Source organism: Geodermatophilus sp. URMC 64, assembly GCF_053502555.1.
On the sequence record NZ_CP199955.1, the window covers coordinates 1,704,097 to 1,718,263 of the forward strand.

General features: G+C 68.9%; 16 protein-coding genes. 6 read left to right on the forward strand and 10 right to left on the reverse strand.

Translation table 11 applies throughout. From position 1 onward, the window contains the following. Positions 1–431: 431 nt before the first annotated feature. Entirely contained in the window at positions 432–1,409 is a 978-nt protein-coding gene (locus ACWIYF_RS08460; protein ID WP_448627678.1) for a hypothetical protein, read from the forward strand. Between the two features lie 59 nt (positions 1,410–1,468). On the opposite strand, the gene ACWIYF_RS08465 is transcribed toward ACWIYF_RS08460, so the two are convergent. The 3 genes from ACWIYF_RS08465 to ACWIYF_RS08475 form a co-directional block, all read right to left on the reverse strand. After that, positions 1,469–3,013 (reverse strand): acyl-CoA synthetase, encoded by a 1,545-nt coding sequence (locus ACWIYF_RS08465; protein WP_448627679.1) that lies wholly within the window; start codon positions 3,011–3,013, stop codon positions 1,469–1,471. 97 nt (positions 3,014–3,110) lie between these two features. Next, positions 3,111–3,815, reverse strand: a complete 705-nt coding sequence (locus tag ACWIYF_RS08470) for an alpha/beta fold hydrolase (protein WP_448627680.1) — start codon at positions 3,813–3,815, stop codon at positions 3,111–3,113. A 55-nt stretch (positions 3,816–3,870) separates the two neighbouring features. Continuing rightward, the gene (locus ACWIYF_RS08475; RefSeq protein WP_448627681.1) at positions 3,871–4,233 is read right to left on the reverse strand and encodes a DUF1330 domain-containing protein; all 363 of its coding nucleotides are present in this window, start codon (positions 4,231–4,233) and stop codon (positions 3,871–3,873) included. A 102-nt stretch (positions 4,234–4,335) separates the two neighbouring features. Between ACWIYF_RS08475 and ACWIYF_RS08480 the strand changes: the two genes are divergently transcribed. Continuing rightward, positions 4,336–4,716, forward strand: coding sequence for a hypothetical protein (locus ACWIYF_RS08480; RefSeq protein WP_448627682.1), 381 nt, complete (start codon positions 4,336–4,338; stop codon positions 4,714–4,716). Between the two features lie 71 nt (positions 4,717–4,787). Here the strand turns inward: ACWIYF_RS08480 and ACWIYF_RS08485 are convergent, their stop codons facing one another. Genes ACWIYF_RS08485 through ACWIYF_RS08500 form a run of 4 tightly spaced genes read right to left on the reverse strand, consistent with a single transcriptional unit; the run spans position 4,788 to position 6,247 of the window. Next, the gene (locus ACWIYF_RS08485) at positions 4,788–5,303 is read right to left on the reverse strand and encodes a nitroreductase family protein (RefSeq protein WP_448627683.1); all 516 of its coding nucleotides are present in this window, start codon (positions 5,301–5,303) and stop codon (positions 4,788–4,790) included. Positions 5,304–5,362: 59 nt separating this feature from the next. After that, on the reverse strand, positions 5,363–5,791 hold the full coding sequence (locus ACWIYF_RS08490; protein ID WP_448627684.1) for a type II toxin-antitoxin system VapC family toxin: 429 nt from the start codon (positions 5,789–5,791) through the stop codon (positions 5,363–5,365). Then, positions 5,788–6,045: a type II toxin-antitoxin system Phd/YefM family antitoxin gene (locus tag ACWIYF_RS08495; protein ID WP_448627685.1), complete on the reverse strand. Its 258-nt coding sequence runs from the start codon at positions 6,043–6,045 to the stop codon at positions 5,788–5,790. The genes ACWIYF_RS08490 and ACWIYF_RS08495 overlap by 4 nt, the downstream gene beginning before the upstream one ends. A gap of 1 nt (position 6,046) precedes the next feature. Continuing rightward, entirely contained in the window at positions 6,047–6,247 is a 201-nt protein-coding gene (locus tag ACWIYF_RS08500; RefSeq protein WP_448627686.1) for a hypothetical protein, read from the reverse strand. Between the two features lie 244 nt (positions 6,248–6,491). Between ACWIYF_RS08500 and ACWIYF_RS08505 the strand changes: the two genes are divergently transcribed. Then, positions 6,492–6,989, forward strand: coding sequence for an MmpS family transport accessory protein (locus ACWIYF_RS08505; protein ID WP_448627687.1), 498 nt, complete (start codon positions 6,492–6,494; stop codon positions 6,987–6,989). A 57-nt stretch (positions 6,990–7,046) separates the two neighbouring features. Here the strand turns inward: ACWIYF_RS08505 and ACWIYF_RS08510 are convergent, their stop codons facing one another. Further along, positions 7,047–8,594: a long-chain-fatty-acid--CoA ligase gene (locus ACWIYF_RS08510; protein ID WP_448627688.1), complete on the reverse strand. Its 1,548-nt coding sequence runs from the start codon at positions 8,592–8,594 to the stop codon at positions 7,047–7,049. Positions 8,595–8,773: 179 nt separating this feature from the next. Between ACWIYF_RS08510 and ACWIYF_RS08515 the strand changes: the two genes are divergently transcribed. Further along, entirely contained in the window at positions 8,774–9,520 is a 747-nt protein-coding gene (locus ACWIYF_RS08515; RefSeq protein WP_448627689.1) for an enoyl-CoA hydratase-related protein, read from the forward strand. A 99-nt stretch (positions 9,521–9,619) separates the two neighbouring features. Continuing rightward, on the forward strand, positions 9,620–11,395 hold the full coding sequence (locus tag ACWIYF_RS08520) for a DUF262 domain-containing protein (protein WP_448627690.1): 1,776 nt from the start codon (positions 9,620–9,622) through the stop codon (positions 11,393–11,395). Between the two features lie 67 nt (positions 11,396–11,462). Here ACWIYF_RS08520 and ACWIYF_RS08525 read toward each other — a convergent pair whose 3' ends face one another. Then, entirely contained in the window at positions 11,463–12,374 is a 912-nt protein-coding gene (locus ACWIYF_RS08525) for an HNH endonuclease (protein WP_448627691.1), read from the reverse strand. Between the two features lie 135 nt (positions 12,375–12,509). Here ACWIYF_RS08525 and ACWIYF_RS08530 point away from each other — a divergent pair, with 135 nt between their 5' ends. After that, complete coding sequence (locus ACWIYF_RS08530; RefSeq protein ID WP_448627692.1) at positions 12,510–13,679, forward strand: DNA cytosine methyltransferase; 1,170 nt, start codon at positions 12,510–12,512, stop codon at positions 13,677–13,679. On the opposite strand, the gene ACWIYF_RS08535 is transcribed toward ACWIYF_RS08530, so the two are convergent. Further along, a complete protein-coding gene (locus ACWIYF_RS08535) occupies positions 13,666–14,118 on the reverse strand; it encodes a very short patch repair endonuclease (protein ID WP_448627693.1) in 453 nt (150 codons plus the stop codon). The two genes, ACWIYF_RS08530 and ACWIYF_RS08535, sit on opposite strands and share 14 nt — an antisense overlap. Positions 14,119–14,167: the final 49 nt, after the last annotated feature.

Consider the following 14,167-nt stretch of genomic DNA (forward strand, 5'->3'; position numbering starts at 1 on the left):
GATGCCCAGGCAGGCACTGGCTGCCGGAGAGCGGCGTTCGGACTGGTGAGCGTCGTCGCGTCATATGCGGTCGTCGCCGCCCATGGCGTCCCGGATTCCGCAGCGAACCTCCGGCTGCAGCGGCTCTTGCCCTCGGGGCAGCCGTCCTGGCGGTTCATTGCCGTGGCGATCCACGGCTCCCTGTCCGCAAGCTCCCCTTAGCGGACGTGTGCGCCTGAACCGTAGGCGGCAGGGCCAGTTGTGGCCTCTGGGGCTCCGGTTCTGGACACGCACCGACGGACGGGCCCGGTTCACCGGTGGCTGCCGTGCTGTCCCGCAACCTCATCCCTGCCGTCGGCCACGGAGGCCGGGGGCAGCCGGGTGGAAATGCACGAGCGCCACGCGGCGAGGGAGTCGGTCACCGCGGCCGCCTCCGGAAGGGCTTGAACTCCATGCGTCGCACGTTCGCCGTGGCAGCAGCCGCCGTTGCTTCCCTGCTCGCTCTCGCCGGTACCGCGCAGGCCGCCGAGACCTACGTGTCGTCCGATGCCCTGGGCACCGTGAAGACCGGTACGGACACGAAGGTCTGCAGCACGACCGTGTCCGGCTGGTGCACGTTCACCCGTGCGTCCGGGACGGTGCGCGTGGTCGATGGGGCCGCCGACACGCCGGCCGGCCAGCACCTGGAGCTCTCCACGCCGACCGCCGGTACGTCCGATGACAAGGCCTTCGCCTTCGAGTACGACAACCGCGGGGCAGACCTGGACGGCATCACGACGCTGTCCTACTCGTACCTCGTGACACAGTTGACCGCGGACCTCACGGCCACACCGGCAGCAGTGGACTGGGCGCCCGCCATGAACGTGGAGATCGACCCGAACGGTCCGGGCGTCGACGGCGGCTATGCGGTCCTCGTGTTCGAGCCTGTCTACGTGGACCTCTACAAGACGCCGACGACGCGGACGTGGACCACGCAGACGCCGACCGCTTCGGCCGGCGGCTGGTGGGTCTCGGGCGGCGGCTTCCAGGACGCGCTGCAGCAGAAGCAGGCCCGGGCGGGCTATGGCCACGCGACCTGGGCCGAGGTCCGGGCGTTCTTCCCCGATGCCACGGTGCTCGGCATCGGTGTCAACCAGGGCGGCGGCAACGGCGGGCTGACGTCGCAGGTCGACCTGCTGACGGTCAACGACACCACCTACGACTTCGGTACGGCTCCGGTGGTGTCCGAGCCGGAGCCAGAGCCCGAGCCGGCGAAGCCGCTCACGGCCGACGACTGCAAGAACGGTGGCTGGAAGACCTACACGGATCCGGACTTCCCCAACCAGGGGCAGTGCATCCAGTTCGTGAACACTGGCAAGACCGGACAGGGCAGCGTCAGCGTGACGCCGAAGCCCAGCGTCGCCACGGTCGGCAAGATCCGCGCCGCCTAGCGATTCACATCCGGCACAGGGGGTCCCGACACCGGCGTCGGGGCCCCCTGTCGTCGTCCTCACAGGACGGCGCGGTCCCGGCCCTCCCAGTAGGGCTTGCGCAGCTCCCGCTTGAGCACCTTGCCGGCAGGCGACAGCGGTAGCGCGTCGACGAGCTCCATCGACCGCGGTGTCTTGTAGCCCGCGATCCGCTCGGCGCAGAACTCGCGCAGCTCCTCGAGCGTGACCGTGGCACCCGCGGCCGGGACCACGACGGCGTGCACCCGCTCGCCCCAGGTGTCGTCGGGGACGCCGATGACCGCGCAGGTGGCGACGGCGGGGTGCATCCCGAGGACGTTCTCGACCTCGACGGAGTACACGTTCTCCCCGCCGGTGATGATCATGTCCTTGAGCCGGTCGGTGAGGTACACGTAGCCCTCGTCGTCCATGTAGCCGCCGTCGCCGGTGTGCATCCACGCGCCGCGCAGGGCCTGTTCGGTCTCGGCGGGCCGGTTCCAGTAGCCGAGCATCACGTTGCCGCCGCGGACGACGATCTCGCCCGCCTCGCCGCGGGGGAGCTCGACGTCGTCCGGACCGACGATGCGCACCTCGGTGTGCGGTGCGGCCCGGCCGACCGACCGCCGATGACGGGGGTCCTCGTGGTCCTCGGCGGTGAGCACGGTGGCGGCGGGGGCGAGCTCGGTCATCCCGTAGGCCTGGAAGAAGCGCGCGTTGGGCCAGACCTTCATGGCGCGGCCGAGCAGGGCGTCGGACATGGGGGAGGCGCCGTAGAGGATCCGCCGGACGCTGGTGAGGTCGAAGTCGTCGATCCGCGGGTGGTCGACGACCATCTGCATCATCGTGGGCACCAGCAGCATGTCGGTGACCTGGTGCTCCTGGACGGCGGTCATGACGGCGACCGGCTCGAAGAAGGGGATCATGACGTGCGTGCCGCCCATGATCACCCCGCCCACCCCCATGCTGAAGGCGGCGATGTGGAACATCGGCGCGGCGTGCAGGCCGATGCCGTCCCGGTCGAAGTGCTCGCTGGCCAGCCCGCCGAAGTTGGACGTGAGCAGGTTGGCGTGGCTGAGCATGACGCCCTTGGACCGGCCGGTGGTGCCGCCGGTGTAGAAGACGCCGGCGAGGTCGGACCCGCCGCGGCGGACGTCCTCCATAGGCTCGTTCTCGGCGATGAGAGCCTCGAAGGACAGCGCGCCGTCCGGCGTCGGTGCGTCGCCGGCGTGGACGACGGTCTCGAGCCGGGGATGCAGCTCTCTGATGCCATCGACGTAGCCCGCGAAGACGTCGTCGACCACGAGCACGCGGGCGTCGACCTCGACGAGCGACTCCGCGATCTCGGGCACGGCCCAGCGGATGTTGACCGGGACGACGACGCCGCCCGCCCACAGCGTGGCGCCGAGGAACTCGTGGAAGCGGTCGGAGTTCAGCGACAAGATGGCCGCGCGGTCGCCGCTCTGGATGCCGAGCCCGCGCAGGCCGGCCGCCAGCCGGGCGATCCGGTCGACCGACTCGGCGTGCGTCCGGGTGCGACCGGCGCAGAGGGTGGCGATCTCGTGCGGACGCTGCTGCACCGCGCGGTGCAGGCCCTGGGTGACGTACATGGCCGCGACCTCCCGGTTCGGTGGTCGGCCCAGCGTCCTGCCCGACGATGTACCGGAACAGGGGCCTCCGGCCCGTCGGCGCGGGGCCTGCGCCGCGTCAACCGAGGTGCCGGCTGAGTTCCTCGATGGGCTCGGACCAGGCGTCCGGCGTTGTCCACACGAAGCTGTGCGCGCCGGGCACAGCGCGGAACCGGCCGTCGGGCGCCAGCTCGCTGAGCTCCCGGGCCCACGCCTCGGTGCAGATCAGGTCCTGCTCGCCGTGGAGCACGAGCACGGGGACGGCGATCCGCGGGACGACGTCCTCGAGCCGGTCGGCCAGGTGCGCCCTCAGCGCGTGCCGCACCCGGCGCAGCCCGGCCCGCTGCCGCTCGGGCGTGTGCTCGACGTCGAGGGTGGGCGGTTCGAGTGCATGGTTGCGCCGCCAGGCGAGCAGGATCCGCCGCGTGCTGCGGAACTGCGGGTCCATCGTGGGGCTGGCGAGGACGACGGCCCGTACGGACGGCGCCCCGCCGGCGGCGACCTGCGCCACCACCTGGGTGCCGGACGAGTGTCCGACCAGCACGACCCGGTCGAGCCCGCTGCCGGTCAGCCACTGGTCGAGGGCATCGGCGAACTGGGGGACGTCCATCGGGTGCGGCGGCTCGCCGCTGCCGGAGAAGCCGGGCAGCTCCACCAGGTGCGCCCGGGTCCATCCGGCGAGTGCGGTGACGGCCGGCATCAGGTAGTTGGCCACGGCCAGTCCGGGGACGGCGACCACCTCGGGGACACCGGCCCGCGGCTCGCCCACCGTCCGGCTGCGCATGACACCCCACCTGGTGGGGCGGTGCGCGACCTCCGCGTCGGGTGGCACGGTCGGCCTACCAGGCGGTGGTGGGCTGCAGCACCGCCTCGGTCAGTGCCTGGGTGCGCAGGTGAGTGACCTGCTGGTATTCGGGGTCTGCGACCATGCGGCTGAACGCTTCCCGGGAGGGGTAGCGGACGAGCAGGACGGCGTCCCAGTCCTGGCCCTGCTCGGCGACGAGCGGGGTGCCGCCATCCCCGGCGTAGAGGACCTCCCCGCCGTACCGCGGGAGGAATGTCTCGGAGAGAGCGGCCGCGTACCGGTCGTAGGACTCGCGGCCGCCGTCGGCGAAGCGCAGCAGGTTGAGCATGACGACGGGACCGCCGGGGTCCTCCTGGAGGAAGCGTTTGAGGTCTGCACCGCGGGGGTCGATCGCCATGGCGGGGACGCTATGCCCGCGCTCGCTTCGTCGGGATGCGGGGTGGTTGACTCGCGCGCGACGGTCAGGCCCGCTGTCCGCCGCCGGTACCCGGGAGTTGTCATGGCCAATGCCGCCGCAGGGATGTCGAAGCAGTCGATGGCGAGGGCACTCGGCGCCGCAGGCGCGGCGTTCGGGTTGCTGAGCGTGGTGGCGCCGAAGGCGGTGGCCGGTGCGTACGGAGTGCCGGTCACGCCGGCCGGGCTGCAGCTGCAGCGGCTCTTCGGCAGCCGGGCGCTGGTCATCTCCGCCCTGACGCTGACCGCGAAGACCGACGAGGAGGCCGACCGCGGCCTAGCCGCGGTGGCCGCGATGAACCTGGTGGACTCGGTGACCGCGCTCGCGACGGCCCGCAGCGCGGGCGGCAGGACCACGATGCGGGCGGTCTTGAGCTCGCTGGCCTACGGGGCGGCCGCGCTGGCGGTCCGGGCGAAGAAGGCCTGAAGCGCGCAGATCCGCGTCACGGGAGGTCCGTCCTCCCCTGCGGACATTCGGCCGAGGTCGTCGTCCTCCGACTACCAGCGGCCCCAGTGGACGACGTCGTCGAACGGACGGCGGTCGGGCATCTGCACCGGGCGAAGTGGCCGGTCCGCCGGGTAGCCGAAGCCGATGAGGTAGGCGCAGAAGTAGCCGTCGGGGAAACCGAGCACCCGCCGCGCCTGCTCCTGGTCGGCGACCGCCGAGTGGCCGGAGCCGATGCCGAGGTCGGTCGCGGTGATCATCATGAAGGCGGTCGCCTGGCCGAAGTCGTAGGCGATCCGCTGGCGGGTCCGGTCGTCCTCCGGCTGCTGCGCGACGAGCGCGACCGTCGCGGCCGAGCCGGGGATGTGCCCGGCGCCCTGCCACACCTTGGCCAGGTCGGCGAGCTGGTCCCGGTCGGTGACGACGACGAAGTGCCACGGCTGCCAGTTCGACGACGACGGTGACCGCCGGCCGGCCTCGAGGATGCGCTCGAGGTCGTCGCCGGGGATCGGCTGGTCGGTGTACTGGCGCACGTTGCGGCGTGCCCGGACGGCGTCCCACGTCTCCATGCCGCCGTCCTACTCCGATGGCGGACGCCGCGCTGCCCGTCCGCGCCGGAGCTCCCGCGTCAAGTTCGTGTGTTGACCACCTGCAGCCCCTCGGTCCGCCAGGCGGCGAGCAGCTGCTGATCGCCGGCCAGCGCCACGGTGGTCGGATCGGCGAGTCGCAGAGCCGCTGCACAGTGCACCGCGTCGTAACCCCGGAAGGAGTGCGTCCGCGCGAGCGAACCGGCGGTGCGGACGAGGGAGTCGTCGATCTCGACGATGTCCAGCTGGGACCAGACGGAATCGAGTCCGGCGAGGGCGAGGTCGAGCGCCTCCGGTTCCAGGCGTCCCAGTCGCGCCGCCCGCGCGAGGGCGGCGGCCGCCTCGGCGAACAGGATCCGGGCAGAGACGACGGACTCCGCGCTCAGCCAGACGGCGAGGACCGCCTCGGCCCCCGGCTCGTCGTCGACGAGCAGCGGGATGATCGCGGACGTGTCGAAGTAGGCGATCACCTGCGCTGATCGTCGACCAGCTCCGTCACGGGGCCGGAGGCCTTGACGGGCGTCGGTGCGGAGCCGGTCCGTTCCCGCGCCGGCTGCACGAGTCCCTCGGCGATGAGCCGCTCCAACGCGGTCGGCCCCTCCGCGGGGACGATCCGCGCCACAGGGCGGCCGTGATCGGTGACCGTGATGGTGTGCCCCGCGCGGACCTGGGCGAGGTACCGGCTGAGGCCGTCGCGCAGCTCCTTGATGCCGACCCAGTTCATCTCAGCCTCCGGTAGCCACATTCTCGGCGTCCATGGTAGCCACCTCGATGCCCGTCGAGCCGCTGGTCACCGGCGCGAACGAACCGGCGCTCCTCAAACAGAGACTGACCTCAGTGTCGAAGGTGGCGACCCTTGCAGATATCGGGAGCTGGCGCTGCAAATTGCCGACTCCGGCTGGCCAACCGACCTCGACGATCTCCATGGGCTGCGGCGTCTTGGAGCCGGCGATCCCGCCAGCTGGTGCGTGCTGACCCCTCCGTGGCGGGAGCGGTGCAGGCATCGAGTTGAGATAAGGGGAGAGTCCTGATGCCGGAGCGGAGCCGTGTCGGCAGTGAGGCGCAAGCAGCGCGACGCGCGGCGCTCTCACAGCAAGCTCCAAGCAACCTCGTATTGGCGTGCTTACCGTCCGTGCAGACGGAAGTTCCAAGACACAGGGGGATCCCACAATGACTACGACGCAGCAGCCGCCCGTCGTGCCCGAGGGCTACGAGCTCAAGAAGAAGAAGTCGATTTTCGCGCGGTGGTGGTTCTGGCTCGCCGTCATCGTCGTCGTGGCGATCATCGCCACGACCGCCGGTGGGGGCGGTGGCAGCAGCTCCTCGGGCAGTAGCTCCTCGAGCAACGGTGCTGCGGCCGGCAAGGTGAAGGTCGTCTACACGCTGGAGTCCGACGCTCCGTCCGTGTCGGCCACCTACGCGACGCTGACGAACGGCAACATCGGCCAGTCCCAGGCCAACAGCGTGACGGCGCCGTGGAGCCAGGAGCTGGAGGTCGAGGACACTTGGGTGAAGTCGTTCACGCTGACCGGCCAGATGAACCCGGTGCTCGACGGCAGCGCCGCCGACGGCACGACGATCACCTGCCGCATCACCGTTGACGGTGAGGTCGTCGCCGAGCAGACGTCGACCGGTCAGTACGCGGTCGTCAGCTGCAACGCCAGCTGAGCTCGCGAACTGGTAGCGGCCCGTCCTCCTTCCGGGGAGGACGGGCCGTTGCTGCTTCTAGTGGACAGCACGCTCCTGTCCCTCCCAGTACGGCTTGCGCAGCTCGCGCTTGAGCACCTTCCCGGCGGCCGACAGCGGTAGGCCGTCGACGATCTCCAAGGACCGCGGGGTCTTGTAGCCGGCGATGCGCTCGGCGCAGAACGCGCGCAGGTCCTCGAGGGTGACGGTGGCACCGGTGGCTGGGACGACGACGGCGTGCACCCGCTCGCCCCAGGTCTCGTCGGGCACGCCGATGACCGCGCAGGTGGCAACGGCCGGATGCTGGGCGAGCACGTTCTCCACCTCGACGGAGTACACGTTCTCCCCGCCGGTGATGATCATGTCCTTGATGCGGTCGGAGATGTAGACGTAGCCGTCGTCGTCCATGTAGCCACCGTCGCCGGTGTGCATCCAGCCGCCGCGCAGCGCCTCCGCGGTCTCCGCAGGCCGGTTCCAGTAGCCGAGCATCACGTTCCCGCCGCGGACGACGATCTCGCCGACCTGGCCGCGGGGGAGCTCGACGTCGTCCGGACCGACGATGCGCACCTCGTTGTGCGGCAGGGCGCGGCCGGCGGCGCGGCGGCGCCGGGGGTCCTCGTGGTCGGCGGGGAAGTTGCCGGTGGCGGCGGGGGAGAGCTCGGTCATGCCGTAGAGCTGGGTGAACTGCGCGTTGGGCAGCGCCTTGAGCGCGCGGCCGAGCACGCCCTCGGACATGGGCGAGGCACCGTAGCTGATCCGCCGGATGCTGGTCAGGTCGAACTCGTCGATCCGCGGGTGGTCGACCAGTAGCTGGATCATCGTCGGCACCAGCAGGGCGTCGGTGACCTGGTGCTCGCTGACCGCGGTCATGACGGCGACCGGCTCGAACATCGGGATCATGACGTGTGTGCCGCCGCGGAGCACCTGTGCCGTCCAGGCCGCGAGGTCGGCGAGGTGGAACATCGGGGCGGCGTGCAGGTAGACGCCGTCCGGGCTGAGGAAGTGCTCGGTGGCCAGCGTGCCGATGCTCGACGTCAGCAGGTTGGCGTGGCTGAGCATGACGCCCTTGGACCGGCCGGTGGTGCCGCCGGTGTAGAAGACGGCGGCCAGGTCGTCGCCTCCGCGGCGCTCGTCCTCGATGGGCTCGCTGGTCGCGATGAGCTCCTCGAAGGACTCCATGCCGTCGGGGGTGGGGCCGTCGCCGGCATGGACGACGTGCTCGATCCTGGCGTCGGCCGCCCGGATGCCGTCGACGTGACCGGCAAAGGCGTCGTCGACGACGAGGACGGGGGCGTCGACCTCGGCGAGGGACTCGGCGATCTCCGGGACGCTCCAGCGCAGATTGACCGGGACGACGACGCCGCCGGCCCACAGGGTGGCGCCGAGGAACTCGTGGTAACGGTCGGAGTTGAGGGACAGGATCGCGGCGCGCTCGCCGTCCTCGATGCCGAGGTCCTGCAGGGCGCCGGCCAGCCGGGCGATGCGGCCGACGGATTCCCTGTTCGTCCTGGTGCGGCCGCCGCAGATGGTGGCGATCCCGTTCGGCTTCTGCTGGACGGCGCGGTGGAGTCCCTGGGTGAGGTTCACTGCGGTCCCTCTGCTGGCTGGTGTGACGACGGCCACTCGATCAGGTGGACGGGAGGCGGCGCAAGGGTGTCCGGTGCGGGCTGTGTGCCCCGTGCGGAGGGCTCGGTGGGAGCGTGGTCTGATGCCGGGAGAGGCGTGGGCCGACAGGGGAGTCGGCCGCCTGGTCGAAGGGGTGACTCGTGGCTGCTGGCTCCGGTGAGGTGCTGCTTGACTACGACGGCGCGGTGGCCGTCGTGACGCTGAACGCGCCGGACCGGCGCAACGCGCTGACGCCGGCGATGGCGCGCGAGCTGATGGCGGCCTTCGACGAGGTCGACGGGCGGGAGGACGTCGGAGCGCTGGTCGTGCGCGCTGTCGGGAGGTCGTTCTGTGCCGGCGGGGACATCAAGACGCTGACCGACGCCGGCCGCGACCCGGCCGAGGCCTCGAACTACGAGGGCATGTCGGCGATCTACGACTCCTTCTACCGGCTGGGCCAGGTGAAGGTGCCGACGATCGCGGCGGTGCGGGGATCAGCAGTAGGCGCCGGGATGAACATGCTGCTGGCCACCGACCTGCGGATCATCGCGCGCGACGCCCGGCTGATCTGCGGCTTCCTCAAGCGAGGGCTGCATCCGGGCGGCGGGCACTTCCTGATCCTCTCGCGGTTGATCGGCCGCGAAGCGGCCGCGGCGATGGCCCTGTTCGGCGAGGAAATCAATGGCGACAAGGCCGTCGAGCTGGGGCTGGCGTGGGAGTCGGTGGACGACGCCGCGGTGGAGGATCGGGCGCTGGAGCTGGCTACTCGCGTGGCGGCCGACCCGGAGCTGGCGCGAGTAGCCGTCGGCAACTTCCGCAAGGAGACGGCGACGCCGGTCAGTTGGGAGATCGCCACCCAGTTCGAGCGCCCGGCGCAGATGTGGTCGATGCGCCGCCCCTCCAGCTGAGACCGGCCCGGAGGCCCCGCCTGGCGCCGCGGCCGTGCTCGCGATCCTGGGTCACAAGCCATAGCCTGCCGTTCACTGCTTCGTTGAAACGGGGGAACGGTGGCCTTCCAGACGCCAGTGACCGTGCAGGACATCCTTGCTGGGATTCACGAAAAGCGATACTTGCTCCCGGCGATCCAGCGAGAGTTCGTTTGGGATCAGGATCAGATCAGGCGTCTTGTCGACAGCCTCATGCGTGGCTATCCGATCGGTTCATTCCTGCTCTGGGACGTGCATGCAGACACCGCTAGTCAATACGTCTTCTACGACTTCCTGACTGACTACCACGAGCGCGATCATCCGTACGCAACCAAGGCGACGGTGCCGAGCGGATCTCCGACCACGGCGATCCTCGATGGGCAGCAGCGTCTGACGTCGCTGAATATCGCTATCTATGGGAGTCATGCGGAGAAGAAGAAGTACGCCTGGTGGAACAGCCCCGATGCGTTCCCCAAGAAGCGGCTGTACCTCAACCTCTTGGAGGATCCGAACCACGAAGAGCTGTCACTTCGCTTCGACTTGAGATTCTTGACCGAGGCGGATGCGCAGCCCCAGGCGGAACAGCCTGCCAAGTGGTTTCGTGTCGGCGATATCCTACACCTCAAGGACTCAGGGCCCGCGCTGGTCCAGGCCCTGGCTGACAGAGGTGTCGATCTCAACCAGACAGGCGCCTACCAGCGCTTGTACGCCCTGTATGAGGCCATTCGCGTGATGAAGCCGATCAACTACTACCTGGAGGGATCGCAGGACGCGGACAAGGTCCTGGACATCTTCGTCCGGGTCAACAGCGGTGGCACGGTCCTCTCTTACTCCGATCTGCTGTTGTCGATGGCCACGAACCAATGGCAGAACCTTGATGCGCGTGAAGAGGTGCGTGCTCTTGTCCAGGAACTCAACAGTGGCGGCTCTCGAGAGTTTGCCTTCTCGAAGGATGTCGTGCTGAAAACCGCGCTCATGGTAGCTGGCGTCAATCTGCAATTCCGAGTGACCAACTTTACCAGTGACAACATGAAGAAGGTGGAGTCTGCCTGGGAGACGACACGGAAGGCCCTGATCCGGGCGGCGACGTTGCTTAGCCGGTTCGGGCTCTCCACCCGGAGCTTGACCGCTCACAGTGTCGTCATCCCGATCGCGTACTTCCTGGCCTCCAAGGGGCTCGACGACTCGTACCTCGATTCGACCGCGAGTGCTGCGGACCGTATGCGGCTGCAGAAGTGGGTCAACCGGTCGCTCATGAAGCGAGGGATCTGGGGATCCGGGCTAGACACGACCTTGACGCGCATCCGTCAGGCCATCGATTCCCACGACGGCGCTGAATTCCCCGTCGAGCTCGTCCAATCCGAGATGGCAGCGATCGGGAAGTCGCTCGAGTTCGAAGCGACCGAGATCGATGAGCTCCTGGAGCTGAAGTATGGGGGTCAGCGCACATTCCCAGTCCTTGCGATACTGTATCCCGGCCTCGACCTGAGCAAGGTGTTCCACGAGGACCATGTCTTCCCGCGGTCTCTATTCACTCAAAAGAGGCTGTTGGCCGCTGGTGTCCCGGCTCAGGACCTCGACGGCTTCATCAACGCGGTGGATCGGCTCCCGAATCTGCAGCTCCTGCAAGGGCAGGCTAACGTTGAGAAGCAGGCCGTCTTGCCGACCGAGTGGCTGACCAAAGCCTTCGTGTCAGACGAGCAGCGAGCGGCATATATCGAGCAAAACGATCTCCAGGTGCTCCCAGATACGATTCCGGATTTCATGTCGTTCTACGAAGCTAGGAAGGCCCGTCTCCGGGAGCGGCTGCAGCAGCGTCTGGGCGTCAACGCTACGAGCGCGGAGGCGCAGGTCTGACGTCGCGAGAGCCCACAGGCCAAGCGGGGCACAGCGGCCCGCCTGGCCGCACCTGCTGGGCCCTGTCTCACGCAGCACGGAAGAGCTGGTACCGCTCCATGAGTCGATCGGTGTCGGGCCGATCCCTTCTTGCTGAGGGCAACTTCATCAATGGGTGGCCGTGGTGCCCCTGCAGGCCATGCTGCAACATCGGGCCATCGATCTCGTTCAAGAGGCGCTGGTGGATCTCGACCGTATAGTCGGGCCGGATCCCGAGAATGTTGCGGTCGTAAGCGGCATGGTGGAGCTTGCAGAGCGCGAGCCCGTTGGTGATGACAGAGTCACCGTTCGGCTGTGAATCCGGGATGATGTGCGCGGCGTCGAGTAGCTCGCGGTGGTTGAGCGAACAGACGGCGCAGCGCGTCTCGTAGGCGACCATGACCTGACTGGCGAACAGTGGCTGGTGGAGGCGACGTCGTGTCATGGTCATCAGGTACTGGCGCAGCGCTTCCTCGACCCGGCTGCCCGGCTTCACCTGTCGTTGTTCCTCAGTAAGGGCCATCACGAACTGCGACTGTTCCGGCTCCTCGCCGATAAGGTAGACGGGGAAGATGGCCTGGAAGATTCCCTGTCGGACGCCGTAGAACCACATCAACGGTGCTTGTCGAGCCATAGCTGCGCGAAGGCCTTCGTTCTCCGCCGCGCCGCGCTCGTCGCGTCTCAGCTTGTAGCGATGTAAACCGTCAGGCCCCTCGGAGTCGTCGTACGGACGCCAGGCGGCGCCCTCCGGCGCTGCGGTCAGGATGCTCAACGCGGCCGACCACCCCCGCGGTTTTCGGATCCCCCGACCGGCGTCCACCAAGGGAAAGCGGGTTCCGCCGACATGGAAGTCATCCCGCAGCTGGGCGCGGGTCACGGGCACGGTCCCGTCCAGAGTCACCTGACTCAGCCAGGCGAGTGCGGCCGCCCTCACGTGCTCCTCGGGGAGCGCATTGCTCACGCACTGAGCGTGCATCTGCGCGGGGCCGGCGGCAATCACGTCGCTCTTGTGGCGTGTCGACGCAGCGGGCGCAGGCGGCTCCTCGGGCGCACCTGCCCCGCCGCCGCACTCTCGACGTCTGCCATGCTCGGGCTCGTGCACGAGGGACCGATCCTGGGACTGTTCGCAGGGATCGGAGGTTTCGAGCTGGGTCTTCGCGAGGGTGGGCTCCTGGGTCCGGTCGAGTTGTACGAGCGTTGGGAGCCAGCACGGTCGGTGCTCGCGCATCAGCTGTCCGAGGCAAAGCTCCACGGGGATGTCATGGAGCTGCGCAATCTAGATGGCGCCGCGATCGTCACGGCAGGGTTCCCATGCACCGACCTCTCGCAAGCGGGACGGACGTCCGGGCTCGATGGCAGTGCATCCGGGCTGATCCGTCGCATCCTCTACCTGCTGGAGCGATCAAACCCGGACTGGGTGCTGATCGAGAACGTCCCAAACATGCTTCGGCTCGGTCGTGGCAGTGCGATCCAGGAGATCACCTGCAAACTTGACGCCGCGGGCTACAACTGGGCGTACCGCACCATCGACTCGCGAGCCTTCGGGCTGCCACAGCGACGCAAGCGTGTGTACCTGTTGGCCTCGGCCGTGCACGACCCTGCTGCTGTGCTCTTCCGGGAGGATGACCCCTCGGAGGAGGCGGATGGAGCGGCACGCGGCGCGTGGCGTGGCAGCGCCTACGGCTTCTATTCGACCGAGGGAAATCGCGGTGTGGGATGGGCCATCGACGCTCTGCCGACACTGAAGGGCTCGACCACTGTCAGCATTCCGAGCCCGCCGGCGGCTTGGGTGCCAGGACACGTGCCGGGACGGCGCATCGTCCGTCCTTCAATCGAGGCGGCCGAGGTGCTGCAGGGATTCCCAGCCGGCTGGACGTCCGCTGCGCCTGCGCGTGATCGTTGGAAGCTGGTCGGCAATGCAGTCAGCGTGCCCGTTGCTACCTGGATAGGCGAGGGACTACGGACGCTCGGCGGTACCGACAGTGTGGACGGCTGCGACAAGTCTCCACGCGCTCCGGGCGATTCATGGCCACGGGCCGCCTGTGGTGCCGGAGGGAAGGCGTGGAACGTCGATGCCTCCGAATGGCCCCGCCGGCCCAGTGGCGAGAACGCTCACCTGGTGACCGTTCTGGACCGATACGGGAGCGAGCCCCTCTCGCACAGGGCGACGAAGGGCTTTCGTGACCGGCTCCGGCGCAGCAGCCTGCGCTACTCGGCCGACTTCATGGCCGCCCTGGACGAGCACGTGGAGCTCACTGCGCCCTGAGCGGCTGTGCGGCCCCAAGGACAGCGACGATCCGCGTGACGACGTCGCTGGGGAGCTCGTGCTCCCAGAACCGCATCACGGTCCAGCCCATGGCGTCCAGCTGGGCCGTCACGTCGGCATCCCGTGCCTGGTTCGTGGCGATCTTGTCGACCCACCACGCCGCGTTCGCTGTGGGCGACGTCCCATGAACCGGACACCCGTGCCAGAAGCAACCGTCGATGAAGACGGCCACACGCGCACGCGTGAAGGCGATGTCGATCGTGCGGCGTCGCTGACCTGGGACCGGCCAAGCAACGCGGTAGCGAAGCCCTGCCGCATGCAGCAGACGGCGCACTGCCATCTCAGGCCCGTTGTCGCGCTTCCTCACGCTCCCCATGCGGCGGGACATCTCGGCACTGGATGACCCTGGGTGCGGACCGGGCTGGGGCGTCCTCGCCATCACGCTCCGAGCGTCGCACGAGCCGTGCTGCCCGACGCGTCGTCCACAC